The organism is Paractinoplanes pyxinae (assembly GCF_026626335.1).
GTDB lineage: Bacteria > Actinomycetota > Actinomycetes > Mycobacteriales > Micromonosporaceae > Actinoplanes > Actinoplanes pyxinae.
On sequence record NZ_JAPNTZ010000002.1, the window covers coordinates 292344 to 318082 of the forward strand.

Consider the following 25739-nt stretch of genomic DNA (forward strand, 5'->3'; position numbering starts at 1 on the left):
ATACACCGTGCAATGCCTCCCCGTGTGGGCACTGTCCGGCGTCCGTTACAGACGCTGGGGGGTCGCTTGCCGGACGACAACCGTTCGGCCGATTTCGAGAATCGGCCGAACGGTCAATCCGTGGGCGTGCCGGATTGTCACCCCGCTCACATCCCGGGTGGAGCGGTTTTCGCCTAGCGTCGGTCGGGCATCGGTTCGCTCGGCGGGCGTGGTGGCGCCCAGGAGGGAAGGATCTCCCATGGCACGCCCTCGCATCGTTGTCGTCGGGGCCGGCTTCGCCGGGTTCACGGCGGCCCGCAGTCTGGCCAAGCTCTCCCGTGGCGGCGCCGAGATCGTCGTGATCAACCCGACCGACTACTTCCTCTATCTGCCGCTGCTGCCCGAGGTGTCGGCCGGCATCCTCGAGCCGCGGCGGGTCACCGTCTCGCTGCAGGCCGCCCTGCCCGGCGTCCGGCTGATCCTGGGCGAGGTCGACGGCTTCGACCTCGACCAGCGCACGGTCTCGTTCACCGACCCCGACGGCCGGGCCGGCTCGATCGGCTACCACCGTCTGGTCATCGCGGCCGGCACCGTCAACAAGCTGCTGCCGGTGCCCGGGGTCACGATGTACGCCCACGGCTACCGCGGCATCCCCGAGGCGCTCTATCTGCGCGACCACATCACCCGCCAGATCGAGCTGGCGGTCAACGCGCCCACCGACGAGGAGCGTCGCGCCCGGTGCACGTTCGTGGTGGCCGGCGCGGGCTACACGGGCACCGAGGTGGCGGCCCAGGGCGTCCTGTTCACCAAGGCGCTCACGGCCGAACGTCCCGAGCTGCGCGACAAGGTGCGCTGGATCCTGCTCGACACAGCCGATCGTGTACTCCCGAGCCTCGACGAGCGCCTGGCCGGCGCGTCCGATGAGGTGTTGCGCTCGCGCGGGGTCGAGGTCCTTCTGCGTACGAGTGTGAAAGAGGCCACCGAGGACGGTGTCCACCTGTCCACGGGCGACTTCGTACCCACCCGCTCGCTCATCTGGTGCGTCGGCGTGCGGCCCGACCCGCTGGTGGCCGACCTGGGCCTCCCGCTGAAGAACGGCCGCCTGGTGGTCGACGAGTTCCTCAACGTGCCCGGCCACCCCGATGTCTACGCCGTCGGTGACGCGGCCGCCGTGCCCGACCTCACGCGCCCGGGCGAGCTCACCGGCATGACCGCGCAGCACGCGACCCGGCAGGGCACGGCGGTGGCCAAGAACATCGCGGCCTCCTACGGCCAGGGCCGCCGCCGTGCCTACAAGCACTACGACCTGGGCTTCGTGGTCGACCTCGGCGGTCTTGACGCGGCGGCCAACCCGGTCGGCGTGCCGCTCCAGGGGCTGCCGGCCAAGGTGGTCACCCGGGGCTACCACCTGCTGTCGATGCCGGGCAACCGGGTGCGGGTGAGCGCCGACTGGCTGCTCGACGCGATCCTGCCGCGCCAAGGGGTGCAGCTGGGTCTGGTGCGGGGCACGGCGGTTCCGCTGGAAAGCACCTCGGTGTCGAGTTGACGCCTGTTCGAGGGATAAGGCGGGGGGCTTCCCGAGGCCGACAAACCGTACACAAGCCATAATTAACGCATGGCATCCAGATGGGCCGCCGGACCGGCCGCGCTGATCTTGGTCGCCCTCCTGACGGGCGCCGGCGTCCCGGCGCGCGCGACCGCCGACACCCCGGCCGTGCTGATGGCCCAGTACGCGTTCAACGAGCGCCCGATACTCGACGGCTCCGGCCGCGGGCACAACCTGCGGGTCATCTCGGGCCACGGCGGCGCCGTGCGGCAGGTCGCCCACGGGCAGGGTTCGGCGCTGCTGTTCCCGTCCCGATGCCTGCTGCGCGTCTGCCCGCACGTGGCCCTGCAGACGCCGTCCACGCCCGACCTCAACCCGGGCACACGGGACATCTCGTTCGGCGCCGACGTCTACTTGAGCCCGACCCAGACCAGCAAGGGCCAGAACGTCATCCAGAAGGGCTTCTCGAAGACCAGCAGCCAGTGGAAGCTGCAGATCGACGGCGTGGCCGGCCGGCCCAGCTGCGTGCTCGTGGGCGACCGGCTGCGCCGGATCCGGATGGTCACCAGCTCGGTGTCGGTGGCCGACGGCCGCTGGCACCGGGTGCGGTGCTCGCGCTCGGGCAGCGTCCTGGCCGTCTTCGTCGACGACCTGCTGCGCGGCCGCATCACCGTGCCGGCCAGTCTCTCGGTCACCAACAACCGCCCGATGAGCATCGGCGGCAAGGGCGCCTTCGCCGACAACGACCAGTTCAACGGGGCCCTGGACAACGTGTGGGTCAGGGTCGGCCAGACAGCCCGTCGGTCACCGCGGTGAGCAGCTCGGCGCCCGGGGTGTCGCCCGACAGCTCCCAGGCGAAGGCGCCGCCGAGGGCCTTGCCGCGGGCGTACGCCATCTTGCCCCTGATCGTCTCGGGAGTGTCGTACGACCACCATTGGGAGCCGCAGCGGGCGTAGGCCGTGCCCGCGATCGTTCCGGTGGGCGGGCACCGCTTGACCAGGGCCTCGTAGTCCTCCAGGCCCTTCTCGTAGCGGCCGGCGGCCGGGCCGGTGGCGTCGCCGCCCGGCTCGGTGGCCGTGACCCCCGTCCAGCCGCGACCGTAGAAGCCGATGCCGAGCAGCACCTTCGACGCCGGCACGCCCAGTTTCAGCAGCTCGTCGATGGTGGTCGAGGTGGTCGCCGTGTCGCGCGGGATGCCGGGGTACGCGGTCAGTGGCGAGTGCGGCGCGGTCTTCTGCAACTTGCGCGTGTCCCCGCCGGCCCCGAAGTAGTCGTACGTCATGGCGCTCAGCCAGTTCGCCGTGCCCGCCGCCGTCCGGTAGTCGGTGGCGGTCAGCTTCGACACGTCGGCCGGCACCGCCGCCGTGATCACCGAGTCGGGGCCGAACCGCTCACGCAACGAGGAGAGAAGGCGAGACAGTGCCTGCGGCCCGCTCTTGTCGCAGCTCAGGCCGCAGGCGTTCGGATACTCCCAGTCGACGTCGATGCCGTCGAAGAGGCCCGCCCAGCGCTGGTCGGTGAGCAACTTGTGGCACGACTCGGCGAAAGCGTCCGGGTCTCGGGCCGCCTCGGTGAACCCGGCCGAGCCGGTCCAGCCGCCGAACGACCACAGCACCCGCAGGCCGGGATGCTTCTGCTTGAGCTTGCGCAACTGCCCGAGGTTGCCGCGCAGGGTCGCGCCGGGACCGTCGGCCACGCCGTCCACGCTGTGCTCGGCCGCGATCGGCTTCTCGTAGTCGGCCCACTTGTCGGCGGTGGTGCACCGGCCCCCGGCGACCTTGCCGAACGCGTACAGCAGATGAGTGAGCCGCCCGGCCGCGCCGCTCTCGTCCAGATCGCGCACCTGGAAGTCGCGGGCGTAGACGCCCCAGCCGGTGAAATAGCCGACCACCTTGGGTGCGGGCGCCGGAGCGGGCTTCTTCTCGGGAGCGCCGCAGGCGGCCAGGCCGAGCAGGATAAGGATGATCAAGACGAATCGGGCGCGCACCGCTCCGAAGCTATCCGGACGGGACAACCCGGCCACAAGTGATCACTCGTCCGGGTGTACCGCCGGAGCGGGGTGATTCCCGGCACGGCCGGTCACCACCGCCGCCGGTTGTGCGATCGTTTCCCGGTGGCCATCAGCCCTCGCGAACCCGCCGACGTCCCGGTCACCCGCAGCTGGCGGGCCGAGTTGCGCGTCCTGCTGAGCTGGCGGCGGATCCTCAACCGGCTCCGGGCCGTGCTGCGCAGCGCGCTCGTGACCTTCGTCGTGCTCACCGTCACGCTCTGGCTGATGCCGGGCGTCGAGAGCAACGACATCGTCGACACGCTGGGCCTGGTGGCGATCGTGGCCGGAGTGGGCGCCGTGCTGCGCCCGCTGCTGCTGGTCGGCATCACCGCGCTCGGCGGCTGGGGCGCCATGCTGCTCGGGGTCATCGCCCAGGTCGTCGTGATCGTGGTGGCGCTCGAGCTCGACCCGGCCAACCGAATCAGCGGCCTGCCGTCGCTGGTGGTGACCGCGGTCCTGGCCGTGGTGTTCGCCGCGATCGTCGACTGGATGGCCGACAGCGGCACCGAGGACACGTTCGTCCGCGAGGCCCGGCGACTCATGCGCGGCGTCCGCCGGCGGCAGTCCCGGCTGGCCGGCGGCCCGCTGCTGACGTTCCGCCGGCCGCGCCCGGGCACCGAACCCGGTCTGCTCATGGTGCAGCTGGACGGCCTGTCCGAGCCGGTGCTGCGCTGGGCCGTGCGGGCCGGCAACCTGCCCACCCTGGGGCACTGGCTGCGCTCGGGCAGCCACACCATGCGTGGCTGGCACACCGGCCTGCCCTCGACCACGCCCGCCTCGCAGGCCGGCATCCTGCACGGCGCGACCCGCCAGATCCCGGCCTTCCGGTGGTTCGAGAAGGACACCGGCAAGCTCATGGTGACCAACCGGCCGCGCGACGCGGCGGTGCTCGAGCCGCGGCTCAGCGACGGCCGGGGCCTGCTGCGCGACGGCGGGGTGAGCATCGGCAACGCGTTCAGCGGCGACGCGGCGGTCAGCCTGCTCACGGTGAGCCACGCGGCGTTGCCCGGGCGGTCGGCCCGCGGCTGGGCGGCGTTCATGGCTTCGCCGTACGGCTTCACCCGCGCCCTCGTCCTCGGTGTGGGCGACGTCTTCACCGAATTGCACCAGGCCCGCCTGCAGCGCCGGCGCAACCTGCAGCCCCGGGTCAGCCGTTCCGGCGCCTTCCTGGCCCTGCGCCCGGCCTCGATGCTGCTGCGCGACGTGAACGTGTCGCTGATCGCCGAGCAGATGGCCCGGGGCGCCCCGGCCATCTACTGCGACCTGGTCGACTACGACGAGGTGGCGCACCACGCCGGCCCGGCCCGGCCCGAGTCGATGCGCCAGCTGGAAAGCCTCGACCGCATGCTCGGCGTGCTCGAACGGCTGGCCCCCGAGGCGGCCCGGCGCTACCACCTGGTGGTGCTCAGCGACCACGGGCAGAGCCAGGGCGCCACGTTCAAGCAGCGCTACGGCGAGACCCTGGACGAGGTGGTCGAGCGCTTCTCGGCGCCCGACCAGGCCGACGCGCCCGCGACGCCGGCCGAGAGCGAGGCCACGCAGGAACCCGACTTCCCCGAGCCGCCGCTGGCCCCGCTGCTGGTCGTGTCGTCCGGCAATCTGGCCCTGGTCTACCTCACCCGCTTCCCCGAACGGCTCGACCGGGCCGCCATCGACCGGGCCTACCCCCGGCTCATCCACGGCCTGGTCGCCCATCCGGGCATCGGCCTGGTCATCGTCAAGACTGACGACGGGCCGGTCGCGCTGGGCGGCTCCGGCCGCCACCGGCTGGCCGACGGCGTCGTCGAGGGCGTCGACCCGCTTCTGCCGTACGGGCCGCGGGCCCGCCACGACCTGCTGCGTCACCAGTCGGCCGAGCACATGGGCGACCTGGTGCTGATCAGCTGCGTCGACCCGGTGACCGAGGAGGTCGCGGCGTTCGAGGAACTGGTCGGCTCACACGGCGGCCTGGGCGGCTGGCAGACCGACGCGATGCTCGTGCACCCGGCCCGCTGGCCGGTCACCGAGGACGAACTCGACGGGCCGGACGCCGTGCACCGCCAGCTGATCGAGTGGCTGGCCATGCTCGGGCTGCGCACCCAGCCGCCGGCGGCCGACACCCAGCCCGCGCTGGAGCACGAGCCGATCGAAGATCAGGACGTCGCGAGACTTTCGAGGACGCACGACGGTTAGGCACTTTGTGCCTCGACTTCTCGTCCCCCTGGTCGTCCTGATCGGCCTGCTCGTCCCGTCGTCCGCCGCGCTCGCGGCCGTCCCGCAGGCCCGCTCGGCCGCGCCCACGTTCAACGGCGGTGTCTACGCGATCGCCCACCGCGGCGCGACCGTCTACGTCGGGGGCGCGTTCACCACGGCCACGGCGGGCGGGCGCACCTATCCGCGCGACCGGATGGCCGCCTTCGACTCGCGCACCGGCAAGCTGCTCGACTGGGCGCCCGGGGCCGACGGCGTGGTGCGCGCCCTGGCCGCCACCCCGGACAGCGTGTACGCGGCGGGCGACTTCCACCGGATCGACGGCGAGCCCCGCGACTCCCTGGCCCGCCTGCACCCCACGAGCGGCGAGCTCCGGTCGTGGCGGCACACGCTGGCCGGCACGGCGTACACGCTGGCCGTCGGCAACGGCCGCCTCTACCTGGGCGGCAGCTTCGCCGATGTGTCCGGCCAGAAGCGCAGCAACCTGGCCGCCTTCTCGCTGGCCACCGGCAAGCTGGACGCCGGGTGGCGCCCGGCCGCCGACGACACCGTGCACGCGCTGGCCGTCACCGGCCCGCGGGTCTATCTGGGCGGCGGCTTCCACACGGTCAACGCGGTCAAGGGCACGCTCCGGCTGGCCGGGGTCAACGGCGTCAGTGGGGAGGTCGTGCCGGTGTTCCGGCCCCGGGTGCCGGCCGAGGTGCGGGCGATCTCGCTCGACCCGCTCGGCGTGCACGTGGCCACGGCCGGAGTGGGCGGGCGGGCCATCGCCTACGGCTGGACCGGGATGATGCGCTGGCAGCGGGTCTTCGACGGGGACGCGTCGGCCATCGTCACCACCGGCGGCATCACCTATGTGGGCGGCCACTTCGACAACGCCTGCCTGACCGAGCGCAACGGCGTCAAGGGCGGCTGCGTGGACGGGGCGCGGGCCCGGTTCAAGCTGGCCGCGGTGACGTCCAAGGGCCAGCTCACCGGCTGGGCCCCGACCGCCAACGGGGTCATTGGCGTACGGGTGCTGAGCGTCAACCACGTGGCCGGCGCGATCGAGGCCGGCGGCGACTTCACGACGATCAACGGCCAGGACCGCCGCCGGTTCGCCGCGTTCTAGTCAGCCCGATCACTAGTCGGCTCTTTTACCTGGGCGGGCCCATAAAATTCGGCCATGACAGCGCCTCGCTCCGTCGCCCCGGCCGTGGCCTCGCAGGCCGTGCTGGCCCCGCTCACCGACGCCGCGATCTTCCTGGTCGCCACCGTCCGCCCCGGCGGCGAGCAGACGGTGCGCGACCTGCTCGAAGACCTGAGCGGGCTGCAGCGCACGGTCGGCTTCCGGCTGCCCGCGGCCCAGCTCTCCTGCGTCACCGGCATCGGCTCCGAGGTGTGGGACAGGCTGTTCGCCGGCCCGCGCCCGGCCGAGCTGCACCGCTTCCGTGCCTGGAAGGGCCCGAAGCACAGCGCGCCGTCGACGCCGGGCGACCTGCTGTTCCACATCCGGGCCGGGCAGATGGACGTCTGCTTCGAGCTGGCCGCCAAGATCGGCGAGCGGCTGCGCGGGGCGGGCGACATCGTGGACGAGACGCACGGCTTCAAGTACTTCGACGAGCGCGACCTGCTCGGCTTCGTCGACGGCACCGAGAACCCGACCGGCGCCAAGGCGATGGACGCGGTCGTGATCGGCGAGGAGGACGAGGTCTTCGCGGGCGGCAGCTACGTGATGGTGCAGAAGTACATTCACGACCTCGAGGCCTGGAACGCCCTCAAGGTCGAGGACCAGGAGGCCGCGATCGGCCGGCGCAAGCTCGACAACGTGGAGATCCCCGACGACGACAAGGCGCCCAACTCGCACGTCAAGCTCAACGTCATCGAGGACGCGGACGGCAACGAGCTCAAGATCCTGCGCGACAACATGCCGTTCGGCTCGGTCAAGGAGGGCGAGTTCGGCACGTACTACATCGCCTACGCGGCCACGCCTGATGTGCCCGAGCTGATGCTGCGTCGCATGTTCCTGGGTGAGCCCTACGGCACGTACGACCGGATCCTCGACTTCTCGACGGCTCTCACCGGGTCGCTGTTCTACGTGCCGACCGCGGACTTCCTCGACGACCTGCCGGAGGCCCCGTCAGCCGATGAGCCGGGTGAGGTCGGCCAGAGTGTCCAGCCGTAGGTCGCCCTCGAGGCCGCGCAGGGCGGCGGTGTGCGCGCCCGCGGCCCGTCCGGCGGCCAGGCCCACCTCGGCGTCCTCGACCACCAGGCAGTCCTTCGGGTCGACGCCGAGCAGCTCGGCCGCGCGCAGGTAACCCTCCGGATCGGGTTTGCCGGCCGCGATGTCGTCGGTGGTCACCAGCACCGGCGCGGTGATGCCGGCCGCGGCCAGGCGAGCCTTGGCCAGGCGGCTGTCGGCGCTGGTGACCACGGCCCAGGGCAAGCCGCGCAGGGTGAGGTGGATGAGCAGTTCGTGGGCGCCCGGCGTCGCGGTGACGTCGGAGAGGTCGTCGTACTGCAGCTCGAGCTGGCGGGCCGAGGCCACGACCATGGCCGCCTCGTCGAGGTGGGGCAGGAGCTTGCGTACGGTGGACGCGCTCGGGCTGCCGTGGGCCATCTCGTAGGCCTGCTGCCCGTCGACGCCGTACTCGGCCGCCCATGACAGCCAGGAGCGCAGGACGGCTCCGTCCGAGTCGACCAGGGTGCCGTCCATGTCGAAGAGCACGGCCCGCACCGTGCTGACGTCGAACTGCTCCGAATCGGGCACGGGAACCTCTGTCTGGTCGTCGGACGCGGCGAAGGACGACCCCGGGTGGGGGCCGTCCTTCGTACGAGTAAATCAGGGAGTGCGCTTGCGAGGTGCGCGTCGGGCCGGGGTGGGCGCCTCGGCCACCGCGGCGGTCTTGCGCGGGGCCCGCGTGCGCGGGGTGGGCGCGGCGGCCGACGACGCGGCGTTCGCGGCCGTCCGCCGGGCGGCGGTGGCCCGGGCGGTGTTCGACGTCGCCGGGGGAGCGGTCTCGACCGGCGCCGGGGAAGAGGTCTCGACCGGCGCCGGCGGCACGACGGCCGGAAGGGCGGGGCTCACGGGAGCCGCTGCCTCGACCGCCTTCGTCTCGGGCGCCTTGCCCTCGGGCGCCTTGCTCTCGGAGGCGGAAGCGCGGTCGCGCTCCTTCTCGCGGCGGATCAGGTCGGCGAGCAGGCTCTTGTCGTACTTCTCCTCGAGCGAGGAGGCCTTGCTCTGCGCCTTCTCGGCCCGGGCGGAGGCCTTGCGGTGCGCCTTCTCCAGCCGGTCTTTGTCGCGGGCCTGGGTCTTGAGCGCGCGCTTGAGCCGCTTGGCCTCGGCCTCGGCGTTGCGCAGCGCCTGCGTCTGCTGCCGGGTCAGGTCGGCGTTGGTGCGCAGCCTGTTCTCCAGCTCGGTGACGGTCGTCTTCGTCCGCTCGGCGGCGGTGTTCGCGGCCGCCGATTGCTCACGGCGGCGGTCGAGCTGCTTGCTGGTCACGGCTTCTCCTTCCGTTAACCCATAGCCGTACCCGCGCTTCATCGATGCAATCGTCAGGACGACGTGTCCTGCACCGCGGCGGGGTCGGCCTTACGGGCGCGACGGCGGCGGATGTGCCGCACGTGCAAAGTCACGTAACCCGCCACGGCGAGCACGACAGCCGTGATGGCCCACCACTTGTAGCGGTGCGCGTGCTCGATGATCTCGACGAGATGGGTGCCGAACAGGTACGCGATGGTCGTCCAGAAGCCTACCCACAGCGCTGCGCCGATGGCGTTGTAGAGCAGGAACGTGCGCCACGGCATAGCGGTTATGCCCGCGATCACACCGTTCAGCTGGCGCAGCCCGTCGATGAACCGGGCCACCACGACGACCCGGCCGCCCCGGCGCGCGAAGAAACCCTCGGCCCGGTTGAGCCTTTCCGGGGTGAGGAACACGTACTTCCCCCACCGCAGCGCCAGCTTGCGGCCGCCGCGCGCCCCGATCCAGTAGCCGATGTTGTCGCCCACCACGGCGGCGACGAACGAAATGGCGGCGACGGCGACGACGTTCATCCGGCCCGCACCGGCGTAGACGGCCGCGGCCACCATGATCGTCTGGCCCGGCGCGGGCACCCCGAAGCTTTCGACGCCGATCACACCCGCGATGGCGTAATAGCCCCAACGGTCGAGGATCGGGGCCACGCCGTGCAGGAATCCGGGAAGGTCGGCTGGAGGTGGCATCGGGTCAACGGTAACCGGGTCCGCTACCGAGGTTGCTCCTTAGTGCGGTGCAGGAGCCAATTGACCCCATCCGTGTGGATCAGCGCGTACCGATGTGACCCGTCCCGCCCGTGCAGGGTGAAGACGATCCGCTTGTCGTTGCGGTCCTCTTCCTGCCACCAGCCGATGTCCGCGATCGACTTGTCCGCGTCGGTGTAGGTGAGGTGGTCGAGGTCGTGGTCGGGCACCGCGACGGCCAGCCGGTTGCGCGCCGGGTCGGTCGGCAGTCCCCTCGGTACGGCCCACGAGCGCAGCACGCCGTCCTCCTCCAGCCGCAGGTCGAAATGCGGCCGCGGCTTGCGGTGGTCATGCAGCACAAAGGCGGGCTCCACCCGGCCGACGCTACCGCCTGGCCGGCGCTGCTTTCTGGCCGGCGCTCCTTCTGTCATTGTGTGCCGGTGTCTACGCGCCCGGCCCTCGCGCTCACCGCCCTCGCCGTCGGCACGTTCGCGCTCGGCATGACCGAATTCGTCATCACCGGCCTGCTGCCGCAGATCGCCACCGATCTGTCCGTCTCGATCCCCACCGCGGGTCTGCTCATTTCCGGGTACGCGTTGAGCGTGGTGATCGGCGGGCCGCTGCTGACCGCCTCGGTCGCCCGCCGGGCCCGCAAGCCGGTGCTGATCGCTCTCATCGGGTTCTTCGTGGCCGGCAACCTGATCTCGGCCCTCGCCCCCGGCTTCGCGGCGATGATGACCGGCCGGGTCGTGGCCGCGCTCTGTCACGGCGCGTTCATCGGCATCGCCACGATCACCGCGGCCGACCTCGTCCGCCCCGAGCGCCGCAGCAGCGCGATCGCCGCGATGCTGAGCGGCATCACCGTCGCCAACGTGGCCGGCGTGCCGCTGGGCACCCTGCTCGGCCAGCAGTTGGGCTGGCGGGCCACGTTCTGGGCGATGGCTCTGCTGGGCGTGGTGGCCGCCCTGTCCACGGCCGCGTTCGTGCCCGCCGCTGGGGCCGGCGACCAGCCCGGCGCCACCTGGAGTGCCTTCCGCCGCCCGGCGGTCTGGCTCGCGCTGGGCATGACCGCGCTCGCGTTCGGAGCCGTCTACGCGCCCTTCACCTATGTGGCTCCGCTGATGACCGAGGTGGCCGGGTTCGGGGCGGGCGCGTTGCCCTGGCTGCTCGTGCTGTTCGGCCTCGGGCTGGTGCTGGGCAACGTGATCGGGGCGCGGGCGGCCGACCGGCATCTCATGTCGACGATCGTCGCGGCGTCCGCGGCCATGCTGATCGTGCTGGTCGCCTTCGCGTGGAGCTCGCACTCGAAGACGCCGGCCGCCGTGACGCTGTTCGCGCTGGGCGTGGCCGCGTACGCCACCGTGCCCGGCCTGACTACCCGGGTGATCGCCGCGGCCGACGGCGACAACCTGGTCGTCTCGGCGGCGGCCGTCTCCGCCTTCAACCTGGGCAACGCGGCCGGCGCCTACCTGGGCGGCCGGGCCATCGCCGCCGGTTGGGGGTACGACTCGACGCCGCTGGTCGGGGCGGCCATGGAGGTCGGCGCGCTGGCGCTGGCGGGAGCCCTGCTCCTGGTGGGTCGGATGTCTACCCGTACGGGTGACAGAGGCCGTTCGGCCGAGGTGTTCTAGCCCGCGGCTTGCTTTGCTCGGCAGTCATGTCTGTCGTGACACCCGCCCGGCGCAAGATCGCCATCGGGACGTTGATCGCCGCCGTGGTGGTCGGAGCGTCCTCGATCGCGCTGCAACGAGCCGATGCCGCCACCTGGTCGACCGTGCAGCCCGGCGCCTTCACCGGCCCTGCCTTCGACGCCTGCACCGCTCCCACCAGCGCGGCCATGAAGGCGTGGCGGGCCGACTCGGAGTACCGGGCGATCGGCATCTACATCGGCGGGGTCAACCGCGGGTGCGCGCAGCCCCAGCTCACCCCGGACTGGGTGAAACAGCAGGTGCAGGCGGGCTGGAAGCTGCTGCCGCTCTACGTCGGACCGCAGGCGACGTGCACGACGATCGGCGGCGGCCGCAAGCTGATCGACAACGCGCACGCCGAGACCCAGGGCCGCCTCACCGCCTCGGACGCCGTCGCCCAGGCCACCCGGCTCGGGCTGGCCCGCGAGAGCGTCCTCATCTACGACATGGAGGCGTACCGCACCGACGACGACGCGTGCCGCAAGGGCGTACTGGCTTTCATGAACGGCTGGACGGCCCGGCTGCACGACAACGGCTACTTCTCGGGCTTCTACTCCAGCGTCTCGTCGGGCATCACCCACCAGGTCGCGAACTACGCGACCCCCGGCTACACCCGGCCCGACTACATCGACTTCGCCCGCTGGGACCTCAACCCCGTGACCACCGACAAGGCCATCCCGGCCACGGCCTGGCCAGGCAAACGCCGCATGAAACAGTGGCGCGGCGGCCACAAAGAGACGCATGGCGGCGTCACGATCAACATCGACAGCGACTACGTCGACTTCGCGCCCCTCCCGAAGACGAAGACGGCCGACATCTCCGGCAACGGCTGGTCCGACGTGCTGGGCCGCTCCCCGAGCGGTGCCCTGACGGCCTTCATGGGCAACGGCTCCCTCGTCGACAACAACCAGCGCCGCACCCTCGCCCCCAACTTCCGCGCGATGAACGCCATCATCCGCATCGGCGATCTCAACCGCGACGGCCGCGAGGACGTGGTGACCCGCCAGACCAACGGCGACCTGTGGTTCTATCCCGGCACAAGCACCGGCCTGGGCGCCCGCAAACGCCTGACCCGCGGCTGGCAGAAGATGCGGGAATTAACGCCGATCGGCGACCTCACCGGCGACGGCCTGCCCGACCTGCTGGCCCTCTCACCGGGCAACAACCTTTTCCTGTACGCCGGTCAGAGCGGCACGAAGCTGTCGGGCCAGAAGCTGGTAGGAACCGGCTGGACCGGCCGCACCGAGCTGGCCAACGCAGGCGACTTCAACCGCGACGGCTTCCCCGACCTGGCCGCCCGCCTCACCACCGACGGCCGCCTCTACCTGTGGCCCGGCCGAAAGGGCGGCTTCACCGGCGCCCGAGTACCCCTCAACACGGCCGCCACCGACCTACGAGACCTGACCGGAGTAGGCGACTTCAACCGCGACGGCTACCCCGACCTAACCGCAGTCCAGAAGTCCACCGGCAACCTGGTTTTCCTGGCCGGCGCCGGCACCACCCTCCGCCCACCCTTCCGCCTAGCCACCGGCTACGCGACCATCACACCGCTGGCGTAGCGGCGTCGCTGTCGCATGATCTTGGCGGAGCGGACCGGTTATGCGCTTCGGCGCGTGAGTTCCTGCGGCGCACGCTGGGACGGCCGCGAGGGCTACATCGGAATGTCGGCCGGCGTTGCCAGTAGCGCGTCGGGTCGCATGCGCTGTGCGCCGCAGAGGGCGGAGGCGGCGGGCGGGAGTTGCCGGGGGCTGTCAACGCTTCGCGCGGCGCGGAGCGTGCCGGGCAGGGAGTCGGCCATTGCGGTGAGGGCCGGCCCGGGCATCGAGCGCAGCAGGCAGGCAGGAGAAACCGCTGGAGACACTCGTGGCCGGCCCGAACCGGGCCGGCCACGAACGACTGGGGTCTTACAGGGTGTCGGCGGAGAGCTGGCCGCGCAGCTTGGTGAGGGCCTTGGTCAGCAGGCGCGAGACGTGCATCTGGCTGATGCCGATCTGGTCGGCGATCTGCGACTGGGTCAGGTTGCCGTAGAAGCGCAGCGTCAGGATCTTCTGCTCGCGCTCGTCGAGGGTCGCCAGGGCGGGGCCTAGGGCGACGCGGGTCTCGGCCAGTTCGTACTCGTAGTCCTCGCCGCCGAGGGTGTCGCCGAGCTCGGTGGTGCCGTCGGCGCTGATCGGGGTCGACAGCGACGTGGCGTTGTAGGCGCGGGCGCCCTCCAGGCCTTCCAGCACGTCTTCCTCGGTGACACCGAGGTGGGTGGCCACGTCGGCGACTGTCGGGGAGCGGCCCAGGCTGTGGGTCAGGGTGGCGTTGGCCTCGGTGATGGCCAGGCGCAGCTCTTGCAGGCGGCGCGGCACCCGGACCGACCAGGTGCGGTCGCGGAAGTGGCGCTTGATCTCGCCGATGATGGTGGGGATCGCGTAGCCCGCGAAGTCGACGCCGCGCTCGGGGTCGAACTTGTCGACGGCCTTGATGAGGCCGACGGTCGCGGTCTGGACGAGGTCGTCGGTGGGCTCGCCGCGGCCGGAGTAGCGGTGGGCGAGGTGGCGGGCCAGCGGCAGCCACGCTTCGATCGCGCGGTCGCGCAGCGAGGCGCGCGACGGGTGACCGGCGGGCATCGCGGCCATCGCGTTCAGCAGTTCGGCGGCGCTGTCGACCGGGGCGCTCGCGGCGGCCGGGACGGCGCTGACTTCAACGCTCGTGGTGGTCTCGGTGACGGTCATGTCGGTGGTCCTCCCTGGCACCTGTCCGGAGAGCCGGCTCCGCTGAAAAAGCGGGGCCCGGGTCGGTCGGGTGTCCCTATCTACTGGTCGACAGCTTTCGATGTGGAAACTGCCGTCCGCGCACACTAGGCCGTTCGGATATGACCAACCTAGCCGACAAGACCAGAGAAGACTAGCCGAAAGTATGAGTTACTTTGCGTGATAGCAAATATACGCAGCGGATCATGGGTGCTGCCTCGGAAGATCGAGAACCCTGGATCCTCCGTTCGAGGGATTAGTCCGTACGGTGTTAGTGGTGACCCGCACGGGCCAGTGTCAAACACATCCGACCGGGAAAGATGAGGACCATGTCTGCTCTGCGCTCCTCGGCTCCCCACCCGGCGGCCGTCGAGCTGCGCTGCTGGACGCTCGACAGCTTCGGTGAGCTGCGCACTTTGCGGGCCGCCCTGCGCGAGGCGATCGAGACGCACACCGACGAGGTCGACGATCTCTTCGACAAGATGGCCGTGGTCGCCACCGAGCTGGCCACCAACGCCCTGCGGCACGGGCTGCCGCCGACCGAGGTGCGGCTGCTCCGCGAGGACGACCATCTGATCCTCGACGTGGCGGATCACGATATGGGCACGCTCCCAGAGCTTGACCAGGGGCGACCGCTGGGCGCCGGCGGGCTGGGACTGCAGCTCACGAAGACTTTCGCGATCGACGTCGGCTGGTACCGCACGAGCTCGACCAAGAATGTCTGGGCCAGCTTCCCGGGCTGAATCCCCGTCGTGCTGGTAGAAATGCCCCCGTGGCGGACTCCTACCAGATCGGCCAGGATCACACGGCCGACCCGGCCGCGACGGTTCTGCGGCCCCACGGCGAGCTGGACATCAACTCCCGTGACGACCTGCACGCGATGATCGTCGACGCGCTCGGCACGGCCGGGCGGATCGTCGTCGACCTCGCCGACGTCACCTTTCTCGACTCCGAGGCGCTCGGCGCGCTGATCGACGGTTACAACGCGACTCTGGCCGTCGGCGTCGGCTTCCGCGTGGTCAACGCGCAGGCCGGGGTGGCCCGCGTGCTGAACGTCTCAGGTGCGCAGGAGCTGTTCGACTCGTAACCTGCCGCGGTGTCCTTGATCCTTTCGGCGGTGCTGCTGGCTGTCGTGCTGGCCTTCGCCGTCGTCCGGCCGCGCGGTCTGCCCGAGGCGGTGGCCGCCGTGCCCGCGGCTGCCGTCGTGATCGGGGCCGGCTTCGTGTCGTGGGACGACGCTGTGGCCGAGGTCCGTGAGCTCGGGCCGACCGTGGGCTTTCTGGCCGCCGTGCTCGTGCTGGCTCATCTCGCGGGTGAGCATGGCGTTTTCCGGTACGCGGGAACTGTCGCGGCTCGTCGAGGCGGAGATCAGCCCACCCGCCTGCTCGGGGCGGTCTTCGTGGCGGCCGCCCTGACCACCGCTTTCCTGAGCCTGGACGCGACCGTCGTGCTGCTGACCCCGGTCGTGCTGGCCGCCGCCGCCCGGGTCGGCGCTCGCTCGCGGCCGCCCGCCTTCGCCGCCGCGCACCTGGCCAACTCAGCGTCGCTGCTGTTGCCCGTCTCGAACCTGACCAACCTGCTCGCCTTCGCGGCCAGCGGGCTCACCTTCCTCGGCTTCACCGGCCTGATGACGCTGCCCTGGATCGCCGTGATCGCCGTCGAGTACCTGGTCTTCCGGGTCTACTTCGCCGGTGACCTGCGGGTCCGGGAGCAGCCACGCCCCGAGCCCGGCAACGGCCCGGCGCCGCGTTACGCGCTGATCGTCCTGGCCGTGACGCTGGTCGGCTTCGCCGTCTCGCACTCGTTCGGCGTCCACCCGGCCTGGGTCGCCGTGGCCGGCGCGATCCTGCTCGCCGTGCCCCGCCGGGTGCCGGTTGGCACGCTGATCCGCGAGGCCAACCCGGCGTTCTGCGCGTTCGTGCTCGCCCTGGGGATCGTCGTGCTCGCCGTGCAGCAGCACGGCCTCGAGAACCTGATCCACGCGATCACCCCCGACCATGCCGACCTGCTCGGCCTGCTGGCGGTCGCCTTCCTGGCCGCCGCGCTGGCCAACCTGCTCAACAACTTGCCGGCGACGCTGGTGATGCTGCCGGTCGTGGAGTCGAGCCCGGCGCTGCTGCTGGCCATGCTGATCGGGGTGAACGTGGGCCCGAACCTGACCTACGTGGGCTCGCTGGCCACGCTGCTGTGGCGACAAGTTCTGCACACGCACGACGCGGCGCCGGATCCGCGCGACTTTCTACGGCTGGGGCTGCTGACCGTGCCGCCGGCGCTGATCGCGGGCGTGCTCGCGCTCTGGCTGAGCTTGAAGATCGCGAGTTAGGGGCGCACCCTCGCCGCCGCGCCGGTATCGGTCCGGGGAACGGCCGAGGTGATCCGGTGGGGGATCGGCGGCGGGGTGCGTCCGACGCAGTCAGTCTTGTCGATGTAACTGTTACAGGCAAGTAAAACCGGTTACGGAACCGTTTACGCGGGCGGGGCGCCGCTCGGGGCGCCGTCAGCGCCGCTCGGAGGTCCGCCCGGGCCACCGGGGCCGCCGCCTCCGGGCGCCTGCTCACCGCTGGGGGTGGTCGTGGTGTCCACTTTGACCGTCAGCGACACGGCGTACCCACTCGAGACGTCGCCGGTCACGCTGCCGAGCTGAAGCGCCGCCGAGTCGTCGCCGAAGACGTTGTCGCTGTCCAGGCTGATCTGGCCGAGGTTGGTCACCGAGGCCTCGTATCCGGTGGTGGCGTACACCTTGTCGCAGGCGTCCTCGGGCAGGGCGACCTGGGAGGTGGCGATGGCCTTGGTGGCGTCGGTGATGTCGGCCTGGCTGGGGTAGACCTCGAAGTGGATGTGCGGCCAGCGCCCGGAGTAGCAGGCCGGGAAGATGCTGGTGAACTTCACCTGGCCCGAGTCGTCGGCGATCTGGACGCCGCGCAGGTAGTTCTCGTTCTGGACGGCCTCGGAGTACATCGAGTACTGCCCGGCGCGGTCGCAGTGCCACACATAGACGGCCGTGCCGGTGAACGGTTTGTTGTCATTGGCCATGTCGAGAACGGTCAGCTCGAGAGTCATGGGTACGCCCTCGGCGGTGCCACTGGCCGTGCCGAAGCTCGACCGGATGTCGCTGCGGACCACGCCGCTCTGCTCTAGGACGTCCGGCCCGTTCGACCCGTCGCCGGGGTAGGGGCCGGCCGTCTCGTCCGGGATCTCGCCGGAGGCGGTCGAGGCGGTCGGCGTCGCCGTGCCGGACGACGAATTGTTGCTGCTGCACGCGGCCAGGCCGATCGCGGCCGCCCCGAGGCCGAACCCCCGCAGAAGGCGGCGGCGGCTCATCAACGTACCCAGATCGAACCCGAGGCCCTGGTCGACGACCTCCTCGTCGGGCCGGGGCAGGCGCCGTCCCTGGTACGTCGGTCTCGGGTCCTTGGACATCGGTTTCTCCCATCGTGCGGCTCGCGGTGTTTCGGTCACAGTAAGTCCGTTTCTTGTGGAATTCCTTTGACCGGGCTGTGACAGGCGCGTTACCCAGGAAGTTTTCCTACCGGTTTAGAAGAGATAATTCTGCCGGACTGTTGACGGAAAAATTCGGCCCCGCCTACGGTGGCCTCGTGTCCGGATCCGGAGGCGTTCATGCGCTGGTCAGACGCGCTCATGAGGAGCGTGTGCTGGCGATTCTGCGTGAACGTGGCGGGCTCAGCCGGGCTCAGATCGCGGCCCGGTCCGGGCTTTCCCGCACCACTCTGTCCGAGATAACGGGCGACCTGCTGGCCCGCGGCGCGATCGTCGTGGTGAACACCGACGCACGTGACCGGGCGGGTAGCGGGCGCCCGGCCGAACTGCTGGCGCTCGACCCGCGGTCGGGCCAGTTCCTCGGCGTCGACCTCGGGCACACCCGGGCGCGCGTGGCGGTCGCCGACGCGACCCACGAGATCATCGCGAGCGGCGTCGACGAATATCCGCCCGGCAGCTCGTGGCCGCGGCGGCTGACTGCCGGTGTCGATCTGGTCGACCGGATCGCCAGCGAGCAAGGCATCAACCTCGCCGCGCTGCAGGGCATCGGCGTGGGGGTCGCCGGGCCCTACCCGGCCGGCGGCTCCCGGCAGGACGTGCTGGCCGCGTTCGCCGAGCGGTTCGCGGCGCCCGTCCTCGTCGACAACAACACCCGGTTCGCCGCCCTGGCCGAGGCGAGCGGCGAGACCGAGGCCGGCGACGTCCTGTACGTGCGGCTGGCCGACGGCATCGGCGGGGGTCTGGTGGTCGGCGGCCGGTTGGTTTCCGGCGCGGGCGGCGCGGCCGGGGAGTTCGGGCACGTCAAGGTCGACCCGTCCGGTGGCATCTGCCGCTGCGGGAAGCGCGGCTGCCTCGAGACGGTGGCCGCGGTGCGTCCCGTGCTGGCCGCGGCCGGCGTCGACGACCTCGGTGAACTGGCCGTCCGGCGGGACGAGCCGAGGGTTCGGGCCGCTACCGACCGGGCCGCCGACGCGCTCGGCCGGGTGCTCGCCGACGCGGCCCTCATCCTCAACCCGGAGCTGATCGTCATCGGCGGCCCGTTGCCGTTCGCCGTACCCGAGATCGTGGCCGGCGCCGCCGCCGTCATCGCGACCGAAATGATCCCGGTCGGCTCGGGGCCGCTGATCCGGGCCGCCCGGTTGGGCGACGACGACGGCGCCCGGGGCGCCATCACCGCCTGCTTCCTGCAGTCGCCGCTGCTCGCCGACTATCCGTCCGCCGTCCCTGGGAGCCGTTCATGACCGTCGTCCAGGTGGGCGCCGAGACGACCACCGGCAGTCCGCCGACCGAGGAGCGCCGTCGTCGCGGCGTACCGAAATGGGGTTGGAACGGTCTTTCCGTCGTTCTCGGCATCGGGATCTGGTGGGGCTTCTCGCTGGCCGGCTACGACATTCCGGCGCCGCCCGAGGTGCTGAAACGCGGCGGCGAGCTGATCGCCGACGGCACCCTGGCCGACGACGTGCTGGCCAGCCTGGGCCGGGTGCTGGCCGGGTTCGTCCTCGGCGTCGCGCTGGCGATCCCGGTCGGCTTCCTGATGGGCTGGTACGGCATCGTGCGCGGCCTGATCGAGCCGTGGGTGCAGTTCTTCCGCACCATCCCGCCGCTCGCGATCATCCCGCTGGCCGTCGTGCTGATGGGCATCGGCGAGACCCCGAAGATCTTCGTCATCTTCCTGGCCTCGTTCCTGGCCTGCGTGATCGCCACCTTCCAGGGCGTCGTCGGGGTCGACAAGACACTGATCAACGCGGCCCGGGTGCTCGGGGCCAAGGACGGCACGATCTTCGCGCGGGTCGTGGTGCCGGCGTCCATGCCGTTCATCCTGGTCGGCATGCGGGTCGGCCTCGGCTCGTCGTGGGCCACATTGGTCGCGGCCGAGCTGATCGCCGCCCAGCAGGGCCTCGGCTACCGCATGCAGAGCGCGCAGCTCTACTACGACCTGCCCACGATCTTCGTGGGGCTGATCAGCATCGGCGTGCTCGGCCTGCTGATGGACCGGGTCCTGTTGTTCGCCGAGCGCCGCCTGACGAACTGGCAGGAGCGCCGATGATTGCCATTGACCGGGTCGGCAAGGCCTTCCCGCTGAAGAACGACCGATTTGTCGCGCTGGACGATGTGTCCCTCAGCGTGGCCGAGAACGAGTTCGTCACCATCGTCGGGCCGAGTGGCTGCGGCAAGACCACGCTGATGAACATCCTGGCCGGCCTGGAAACGCCGGACGCCGGGCAGGCGCTGGTCCGTGGATCCAAGATCACCGGCCCCGGGCCCGACCGCGGCGTGATCTTCCAGCAGTACGCGCTCTTCCCCTGGCTGACGGTCCGCAAGAACGTCGAATTCGGATTGCGTACGGCCGGAGTGCCCAGCCGGGAGCGGCGCGACCGCGCCCAGCACTTCATCGACCTGGTCGGCCTGCACGACTTCGCCGACGCGCTGCCCCGCACGCTCTCCGGCGGCATGAAGCAGCGCTGCGCCATCGCCCGCGCCTACGCGGTCAACCCGTCGATCCTGCTCATGGACGAGCCGTTCGGCGCGGTCGACGCGCTGACCCGGGTCCGCCTGCAGGAACAGCTGCTCCAGACCTGGAGCCAGGAGAAACGCACCGTCGTCTTCATCACCCATGACGTCGACGAGGCGGTCTTCCTGGCCAGCCGGGTCGTCGTCATGGCCGCCCGCCCGGGCCGGATCGTCGAGGTCATCGACGTCGACCTGCCCTATCCCCGCACCGAAGAGCTCCGGCTCAGCCCCGCCTTCACGGCCCTGCGCAACCGCGTCTGGAGCGCCGTCTATCACCAGGAGCCAGTTGCATGAAACGCCTTGTTGCCGCCCTCGCGGCGGCCTCGCTCTTGAGCTTGGCCGCGTGCGGATCATCCGATGACAACGCCTCGTCCGAAGGTGGCACCACGAAGGTCAACTTCGGGTACATCGCCGACTACAACGGCACCAGCCTGCTGGCCGTGGCCGACGACCAGAAGCTGTGGGCCAAGCACGGCCTCGAGGTGAGCACCAAGGTCTTCACCAACGGCCCGCTGCAGATCACCGCCATCAACGCGGGCGACCTCGACTTCGGCTACATCGGGCCGGGCGCGGTGTGGCTGCCCGCCTCGGGCAAGGCCAAGATCGTGGCGCTGAACTCGCTGGGCAACGCCGACCGGGTGATCGCCCAGCCCGGCATCACTGATCTCGCACAGCTCAAGGGCAAGAAGGTCGGCGTACCGGAAGGAACCTCGGGCGACATGATCCTCACCCTGGCCCTGCAGAAGGCGGGGCTGTCGGCGAGCGACGTCCAGCGCGTCCCGATGGACCCGGCCACCATCGTCTCGGCCTTCGCCGCGGGCCAGATCGACGCCGCCGGCATCTGGTACCCGCTGCTCAACAACATCAAGCAGAAGAAGCCGGACCTGGTCGAGCTGGCCAAGAACGAGGACTTCTCGTCCACCGTCTCGTTCCCGACCGCCTTCGTGGCCGGCAACGAGGTGGCCCAGCAGGACGACAAGGTGACCAAGGTCGTGCAGGTGCTGCGCGAGGCCATGGACTACCGGGCGGCCAACGGCGACAAGACCGTCGAGCTCACCGCGGCCCTGCTCAAGCAGCCGGTGGACGCGGTCAAGGCCGACGCCGGCAACAGCAAGATGCTCGACTCGAAGACCCTCGACGGCTACACGGCCGACGGCACGATCGACAAGTGGCTCAAGGGCATGGGCGACTATTTCGTCGGCGCCAAGAAGCTGACCGAGAACCCCGACCCGAAGTCGTACTACCTGGGCGAGACCTTCACCGGGGCAGCTTCGAAGTGAACTTCCTCTTCCTGATGACCGACCAGCACCGGGTCGACACGCTCGGGGCGTACGGAAATCCGCATGTGCGTACGCCGAACCTGGACCGCTTCGCCGCGACCGGCACGCGTTTCGACCGCTGGTACACGCCGACCGCGATCTGTACGCCGGCCCGGGCCAGCCTGCTCACCGGGCAGGCCCCCTTCCGGCACAAGGTGCTGGCCAACCACGAGCGCAACGTCGGCTATCAGGAGGATCTGCCGGACGGCACGTTCACCTTTCCGGTCGCGCTGCGCGAGCAGGGCTACAACGTGGGCCTGATCGGCAAATGGCATGCGGGCACGCTCAAGGCGCCGGCCGACTACGGGTTCGACGGGCCGCACCTGCCGGGCTGGCACAATCCGGTCGAGCACGAGGACTATCAGGCCTATCTGAAAGAGAACGACCTTCCGCCGTACGCGATAACGGACCACATTCGCGGGACGTTGCCCAATGGCGGGCCGGGCAATCTGCTCGCCGCCCGACTGCAGCAACCGGTCGAGGCGACGTTCGAGTACTACATGGCGACGCGAACGATCGAGATGCTGCGCGCCTACGCCTCCGAGGGGAAGCCGTTCTATCTGGCGACCCACTTCTTCGGGCCGCACCTGCCGTACATCGTTCCCGACGAATACTTCGACCTGATCGACCCGGCCGTGGTCGACCTGCCGAAGTCGATCGCCGAGACGTTCGAGGGCAAGCCGCCGGTGCAGCGCAACTACAGCGAGCACTGGACGTTCGACACCATGCCGATCGAGGTCACCCGCAAGCTGATCGCGGTCTACTGGGGGTACGTCACGCTGATCGACGAGCAGGTCGGGCGCATTCTCGACGAACTCGACCGGCTCAACTTGGCCGACGCGACGACGGTTTTCTTCACGTGTGACCACGGCGAGTTCACCGGCTCGCATCGCCTGCACGACAAGGGCCCGGCCATGTATGAGGACATCTACCGTACGCCGGGAATCGTGCGCATCCCGGGGGCTTCGCCGCAGGCCAGGGACGAGTTCGTCAGCCTGCTCGACTGCACGGCGACGATCCTCGACCTGGCCGGCGTGCCCGCTGACCAGGCGGTCGACTCGCGCAGCCTGGCGCCGATCGTGCGCGGCGAGCACCCCTCGTGGCAGCAGGACATCGTGGCCGAATTCCACGGGCACCATTTCCCGTACCCGCAGCGGATGCTTCGCGAGGACCGCTACAAGCTGGTGGTCAACCCGGATTCGACCAACGAGTTGTACGACCTCGAACGCGACCCAGACGAGCTGATCAACATCTACCGGCATCCGGAAATGGCTCCGGTCGTCGGCCGCATGATGCGGCGGCTCTACGCTCTGCTGGTGGAGCGGGACGACCGGTTCTACCACTGGATGACCTCGATGTACGACGTCGGCGTGGTCGACCACGACCCGACGCTCAGCGGGCTCGACGAGGCGTCCTACCGATGAGCGGGCGCCGGCCGAACTTCGTCATGATCCTGACCGACGACCACGCCGCGCACGCCATTTCGGCGTACGGCTCGAAGGTCAACACGACACCGCGGATCGACGAGATCGCGCGGCTCGGCCGGCGTTTCGACAACTGCTTCGCCACCAATTCGCTGTGCTCGCCGTCGCGGGCCAGCATCCTGACCGGCACCTACAGCCACGTCAACGGCGTCACCACGCTGGTCACGCCGATCGACGCCGCACAGCCGAGTTTCGTGAGCGCGTTGCGCGAAGCCGGCTATCGCACCGCCATGGTCGGCAAATGGCACATGGGCGACGGGCCGGGACACGACCCGCAGCATTTCGACTACTGGGACGTGGTGATCGGCCAGGGGGAGTACGTCGACCCGGTCTTCCTGAGCGAATCGGGCCGGCGGGTCGTGACCGGCTACGCCACCGACATCATCACCGACCTGGCCCTCGAATGGATCGCGTCCCTTCCCTCGGACGAGCCCTACTGCGCGCTGATCTATCACAAGGCGCCGCACCGGCCGTGGGTTCCGCCGGCCGGTTCCGAGGAAAACTTCACCGATCCCATTCCGCTCCCGCCGACATTCGACGACGACTATGCGACCCGTACGTCGTCGGCCCGCCGGGCGGCCATGCGGATCGCTGAGCACCTCACGCACGAAGACCTCAAAAGCCCACCCCCGGCCGGACTCTCGTACGACAAAGAAGCGCTGTGGAAATACCAGCGGTTCATGGAGGACTACCTGCGCTGTGTCGCATCCGTCGACGACAACGTCGGGCGGGTCACCGATTTCCTGCGCGCCCGCGGCGACTTCGACGACACCATGCTGATGTACGCCTCCGACCAAGGCTTCTTCCTCGGCGACCACGGGTGGTTCGACAAGCGTTTCATGTACGAGGAATCGCTCCGCATGCCGCTCGTGCTGTCGTACCCCAGGCGGGTCGGGCCCGGAGTCGTTGACGAGATGGTGACCAATGTGGATTGGGCCCAGACGATTCTGGAGGCGGCCGGCGTCCCGGCTCATCCGCGCATGCAGGGCCGCAGCTTCTGGCCGTTGCTGGTCGATTCCGCCTACATCGCGGCCGAGGGCGTCTATTACCGCTACTGGGAGCACGACGACGTCTTTCACAAGGCGCCGGCCCATTACGGCTACCGGACGGCGCGCTACAAGCTGATCTACTTCTACAACGACGGGCTCGGCCTGCCCGGCACCGGCTGGGGAACCTACCCGCCCGAGTGGGAGCTCTACGACCTCGCCGCCGACCCCTCCGAGACCCGCAACGTGTACGAGGACCCGGCGTACGCGGCCGTACGGCACGACCTGACCGTGGCCATGTGGAACGAGCAGGCCCGCCTCGGCGACAAGCCGCACCCGAGCCAGCCCCGGCCGGTGACGTCGTGAGCCACTGCTGCAGCCCGTCCGGCGGGCACTCGTCTCTCCCGTCGGTGCAGATCACGGCGCGCGGCCGTCATCGGGTGCCGCAGGCGTCGGTGCCCGGCCAGACGTTCGCCATGGGTGATGTGTTCAGTGACGGCGTCCGGCCGGACGGCGAGCAGCCGGTTCACCCGGTGCGACTGCCCGCGTACGAAATCGATGCGACCACCGTGACCGTCAGCGACTACCGCGAGTTCGTCGCGGCGACCGGCTACCGAACGGAAGCCGAAACCTACGGCTGGTCGGCGGTGTTCCACCTGGCCGTCGCCGAGGGATCCGAGATCGCGGGCCGCATGGCCGGCACACCGTGGTGGCTGGGCGTCTCCGGAGCCGACTGGGCCCACCCCGCCGGCCCCACCTCGACCGCCGCCGACGACCACCCGGTCGTCCACGTCAGCTGGAACGACGCCCAGGCCTACTGCACCTGGGCCGGCCGCCGCCTGCCGACCGAAGCGGAGTGGGAGTGCGCCGCCCGCGGAGGAAAGCCGTCCCAGCGCTACCCCTGGGGCGACACCCTGCCCGCCGAGTGGCCCTGCAACATCTGGCAAGGCACGTTCCCCACCGTCAACACGGCCGACGACGGCTGGGTCACGACGGCCCCGGCCCGCTCCTACGAACCCAACGACTACGGCCTGTACCAACCAATCGGCAACGTATGGGAGTGGTGCGCCGACTGGTTCTCGCCGAGTTACTACGCAGTGTCCCCACTGGACGATCCTCGGGGCCCCAAAACGGGCGCCGCCCGCGTGATCCGCGGCGGCTCCTACCTGTGCCACGACTCGTACTGCAACCGCTACCGCAACGCCGCCCGCTCCGCCAACACCCCGGACTCCTCCACCGGTAACACGGGCTTCCGGACCGTCGCCCTCTGACCGTTTTCCCTCCCCAACCCGCCTACTCCCGCAATCTGCCTACCACCGCAATCTGCCACCCCCGGCAACCTGCCTACCCCGCCCACCAGGGGGCGGGCCCACGCTACGCGCTGTCAAGCCGACCGGCCGAGTTATCCACAGGCGCGTACGACCGAAAGCCCAGCCCGCACCCCTCGGGCCGGCAAGTTATCCCCAACCCCCACTCGCCCCCGGGAGCCACGGATGGCCCACGCGCGTACCCCACTCTGGGTTTCTGTCCTGACCGTCGTCGCTTTCGCC

24 protein-coding genes are annotated in these 25739 nt (G+C 70.3%); 17 read left to right on the plus strand and 7 right to left on the minus strand.

Going from position 1 to position 25739, the window contains the following annotated elements; translation table 11 throughout:
- Nucleotides 1-238: 238 nt before the first annotated feature.
- Nucleotides 239-1525 (plus strand): NAD(P)/FAD-dependent oxidoreductase, encoded by a 1287-nt coding sequence (locus OWR29_RS06070; RefSeq protein WP_267561505.1) that lies wholly within the window; start codon nucleotides 239-241, stop codon nucleotides 1523-1525.
- A gap of 69 nt (nucleotides 1526-1594) precedes the next feature.
- Nucleotides 1595-2341 carry a LamG-like jellyroll fold domain-containing protein gene (locus tag OWR29_RS06075; RefSeq protein WP_267561506.1) on the plus strand — a complete coding sequence of 249 codons (747 nt, stop codon included), beginning with the start codon at nucleotides 1595-1597 and terminating at the stop codon, nucleotides 2339-2341.
- On the opposite strand, the gene OWR29_RS06080 is transcribed toward OWR29_RS06075, so the two are convergent.
- Nucleotides 2304-3512, minus strand: a complete 1209-nt coding sequence (locus OWR29_RS06080; RefSeq protein ID WP_267561507.1) for a glycoside hydrolase family 18 protein — start codon at nucleotides 3510-3512, stop codon at nucleotides 2304-2306. The two genes, OWR29_RS06075 and OWR29_RS06080, sit on opposite strands and share 38 nt — an antisense overlap.
- 126 nt (nucleotides 3513-3638) lie before the next feature.
- Here OWR29_RS06080 and OWR29_RS06085 point away from each other — a divergent pair, with 126 nt between their 5' ends.
- From OWR29_RS06085 to OWR29_RS06095, 3 genes are read left to right on the plus strand one after another with little or no spacing between them, the layout of a single operon-like run.
- Nucleotides 3639-5747 carry an alkaline phosphatase family protein gene (locus OWR29_RS06085; RefSeq protein ID WP_267561508.1) on the plus strand — a complete coding sequence of 703 codons (2109 nt, stop codon included), beginning with the start codon at nucleotides 3639-3641 and terminating at the stop codon, nucleotides 5745-5747.
- Nucleotides 5748-5754: 7 nt separating this feature from the next.
- Nucleotides 5755-6876: a PQQ-binding-like beta-propeller repeat protein gene (locus OWR29_RS06090; RefSeq protein ID WP_267561509.1), complete on the plus strand. Its 1122-nt coding sequence runs from the start codon at nucleotides 5755-5757 to the stop codon at nucleotides 6874-6876.
- Nucleotides 6877-6930: 54 nt separating this feature from the next.
- A complete protein-coding gene (locus tag OWR29_RS06095) occupies nucleotides 6931-7929 on the plus strand; it encodes a Dyp-type peroxidase (protein WP_267561510.1) in 999 nt (332 codons plus the stop codon).
- Here the strand turns inward: OWR29_RS06095 and OWR29_RS06100 are convergent.
- From OWR29_RS06100 to OWR29_RS06115, 4 genes are all read right to left on the minus strand, one after another.
- Nucleotides 7885-8514: an HAD-IA family hydrolase gene (locus tag OWR29_RS06100; RefSeq protein ID WP_267561512.1), complete on the minus strand. Its 630-nt coding sequence runs from the start codon at nucleotides 8512-8514 to the stop codon at nucleotides 7885-7887. The genes OWR29_RS06095 and OWR29_RS06100 overlap by 45 nt on opposite strands.
- A 72-nt stretch (nucleotides 8515-8586) precedes the next feature.
- Nucleotides 8587-9246, minus strand: coding sequence for a hypothetical protein (locus tag OWR29_RS06105; RefSeq protein WP_267561513.1), 660 nt, complete (start codon nucleotides 9244-9246; stop codon nucleotides 8587-8589).
- 53 nt (nucleotides 9247-9299) lie between these two features.
- A complete protein-coding gene (locus OWR29_RS06110; protein ID WP_267561514.1) occupies nucleotides 9300-9968 on the minus strand; it encodes a DedA family protein in 669 nt (222 codons plus the stop codon).
- A 23-nt stretch (nucleotides 9969-9991) separates the two neighbouring features.
- Nucleotides 9992-10339 carry a DNA polymerase ligase N-terminal domain-containing protein gene (locus tag OWR29_RS06115; RefSeq protein ID WP_267561516.1) on the minus strand — a complete coding sequence of 116 codons (348 nt, stop codon included), beginning with the start codon at nucleotides 10337-10339 and terminating at the stop codon, nucleotides 9992-9994.
- 66 nt (nucleotides 10340-10405) lie between these two features.
- Between OWR29_RS06115 and OWR29_RS06120 the strand changes: the two genes are divergently transcribed.
- Together OWR29_RS06120 and OWR29_RS06125 are read left to right on the plus strand one after the other, a co-directional pair.
- On the plus strand, nucleotides 10406-11596 hold the full coding sequence (locus OWR29_RS06120) for an MFS transporter (protein ID WP_267561517.1): 1191 nt from the start codon (nucleotides 10406-10408) through the stop codon (nucleotides 11594-11596).
- A 26-nt stretch (nucleotides 11597-11622) separates the two neighbouring features.
- A complete protein-coding gene (locus OWR29_RS06125) occupies nucleotides 11623-13212 on the plus strand; it encodes a glycoside hydrolase domain-containing protein (protein ID WP_267561518.1) in 1590 nt (529 codons plus the stop codon).
- Between the two features lie 345 nt (nucleotides 13213-13557).
- On the opposite strand, the gene OWR29_RS06130 is transcribed toward OWR29_RS06125, so the two are convergent.
- Nucleotides 13558-14373, minus strand: coding sequence for an RNA polymerase sigma factor SigF (locus tag OWR29_RS06130; protein ID WP_267561519.1), 816 nt, complete (start codon nucleotides 14371-14373; stop codon nucleotides 13558-13560).
- A 347-nt stretch (nucleotides 14374-14720) separates the two neighbouring features.
- Here OWR29_RS06130 and OWR29_RS06135 point away from each other — a divergent pair, with 347 nt between their 5' ends.
- The 3 genes from OWR29_RS06135 to OWR29_RS06145 are packed head-to-tail and all read left to right on the plus strand — an operon-like array spanning nucleotide 14721 to nucleotide 16714.
- The gene (locus OWR29_RS06135; protein WP_267561520.1) at nucleotides 14721-15134 is read left to right on the plus strand and encodes an ATP-binding protein; all 414 of its coding nucleotides are present in this window, start codon (nucleotides 14721-14723) and stop codon (nucleotides 15132-15134) included.
- 29 nt (nucleotides 15135-15163) lie between these two features.
- Nucleotides 15164-15478, plus strand: coding sequence for an STAS domain-containing protein (locus OWR29_RS06140; RefSeq protein WP_267561522.1), 315 nt, complete (start codon nucleotides 15164-15166; stop codon nucleotides 15476-15478).
- A gap of 9 nt (nucleotides 15479-15487) precedes the next feature.
- A complete protein-coding gene (locus OWR29_RS06145) occupies nucleotides 15488-16714 on the plus strand; it encodes an SLC13 family permease (protein WP_267561523.1) in 1227 nt (408 codons plus the stop codon).
- 143 nt (nucleotides 16715-16857) lie between these two features.
- Here the strand turns inward: OWR29_RS06145 and OWR29_RS06150 are convergent, their stop codons facing one another.
- Nucleotides 16858-17811 (minus strand): intradiol ring-cleavage dioxygenase, encoded by a 954-nt coding sequence (locus OWR29_RS06150; protein ID WP_267561524.1) that lies wholly within the window; start codon nucleotides 17809-17811, stop codon nucleotides 16858-16860.
- A gap of 176 nt (nucleotides 17812-17987) precedes the next feature.
- Between OWR29_RS06150 and OWR29_RS06155 the strand changes: the two genes are divergently transcribed.
- The 7 genes from OWR29_RS06155 to OWR29_RS06185 are packed head-to-tail and all read left to right on the plus strand — an operon-like array spanning nucleotide 17988 to nucleotide 25460.
- Nucleotides 17988-19130 (plus strand): ROK family transcriptional regulator, encoded by a 1143-nt coding sequence (locus OWR29_RS06155; protein WP_267561525.1) that lies wholly within the window; start codon nucleotides 17988-17990, stop codon nucleotides 19128-19130.
- Complete coding sequence (locus tag OWR29_RS06160; protein WP_267561526.1) at nucleotides 19127-19936, plus strand: ABC transporter permease; 810 nt, start codon at nucleotides 19127-19129, stop codon at nucleotides 19934-19936. Before OWR29_RS06155 ends, OWR29_RS06160 begins: the two co-directional genes overlap by 4 nt.
- Complete coding sequence (locus tag OWR29_RS06165; protein ID WP_267561528.1) at nucleotides 19933-20694, plus strand: ABC transporter ATP-binding protein; 762 nt, start codon at nucleotides 19933-19935, stop codon at nucleotides 20692-20694. Before OWR29_RS06160 ends, OWR29_RS06165 begins: the two co-directional genes overlap by 4 nt.
- Nucleotides 20691-21680 (plus strand): aliphatic sulfonate ABC transporter substrate-binding protein, encoded by a 990-nt coding sequence (locus OWR29_RS06170; RefSeq protein ID WP_267561529.1) that lies wholly within the window; start codon nucleotides 20691-20693, stop codon nucleotides 21678-21680. Before OWR29_RS06165 ends, OWR29_RS06170 begins: the two co-directional genes overlap by 4 nt.
- Entirely contained in the window at nucleotides 21677-23143 is a 1467-nt protein-coding gene (locus tag OWR29_RS06175) for a sulfatase family protein (protein WP_267561530.1), read from the plus strand. The genes OWR29_RS06170 and OWR29_RS06175 overlap by 4 nt, the downstream gene beginning before the upstream one ends.
- Entirely contained in the window at nucleotides 23140-24555 is a 1416-nt protein-coding gene (locus OWR29_RS06180) for a sulfatase family protein (protein WP_267561531.1), read from the plus strand. The genes OWR29_RS06175 and OWR29_RS06180 overlap by 4 nt, the downstream gene beginning before the upstream one ends.
- Before the next feature lie 44 nt (nucleotides 24556-24599).
- On the plus strand, nucleotides 24600-25460 hold the full coding sequence (locus OWR29_RS06185; protein ID WP_267561532.1) for a formylglycine-generating enzyme family protein: 861 nt from the start codon (nucleotides 24600-24602) through the stop codon (nucleotides 25458-25460).
- The last annotated feature ends 279 nt before the right edge of the window (nucleotides 25461-25739 follow it).

Excerpts from the sequence above, each read along its gene's own strand:
- OWR29_RS06070 (WP_267561505.1), top strand. The coding sequence starts at position 239 with ATGGCACGCCCTCGCATCGTTGTCGTCGGGGCCGGCTTCGCCGGGTTC.
- OWR29_RS06075 (WP_267561506.1), top strand. The coding sequence starts at position 1,595 with ATGGCATCCAGATGGGCCGCCGGACCGGCCGCGCTGATCTTGGTCGCC.
- OWR29_RS06095 (WP_267561510.1), top strand. The coding sequence starts at position 6,931 with ATGACAGCGCCTCGCTCCGTCGCCCCGGCCGTGGCCTCGCAGGCCGTG.
- OWR29_RS06110 (WP_267561514.1), bottom strand. The coding sequence starts at position 9,968 with ATGCCACCTCCAGCCGACCTTCCCGGATTCCTGCACGGCGTGGCCCCG.
- OWR29_RS06125 (WP_267561518.1), top strand. The coding sequence starts at position 11,623 with ATGTCTGTCGTGACACCCGCCCGGCGCAAGATCGCCATCGGGACGTTG.
- OWR29_RS06130 (WP_267561519.1), bottom strand. The coding sequence starts at position 14,373 with ATGACCGTCACCGAGACCACCACGAGCGTTGAAGTCAGCGCCGTCCCG.
- OWR29_RS06135 (WP_267561520.1), top strand. The coding sequence starts at position 14,721 with ATGTCTGCTCTGCGCTCCTCGGCTCCCCACCCGGCGGCCGTCGAGCTG.
- OWR29_RS06150 (WP_267561524.1), bottom strand. The coding sequence starts at position 17,811 with ATGTCCAAGGACCCGAGACCGACGTACCAGGGACGGCGCCTGCCCCGG.
- OWR29_RS06160 (WP_267561526.1), top strand. The coding sequence starts at position 19,127 with ATGACCGTCGTCCAGGTGGGCGCCGAGACGACCACCGGCAGTCCGCCG.
- OWR29_RS06165 (WP_267561528.1), top strand. The coding sequence starts at position 19,933 with ATGATTGCCATTGACCGGGTCGGCAAGGCCTTCCCGCTGAAGAACGAC.
- OWR29_RS06170 (WP_267561529.1), top strand. The coding sequence starts at position 20,691 with ATGAAACGCCTTGTTGCCGCCCTCGCGGCGGCCTCGCTCTTGAGCTTG.
- OWR29_RS06180 (WP_267561531.1), top strand. The coding sequence starts at position 23,140 with ATGAGCGGGCGCCGGCCGAACTTCGTCATGATCCTGACCGACGACCAC.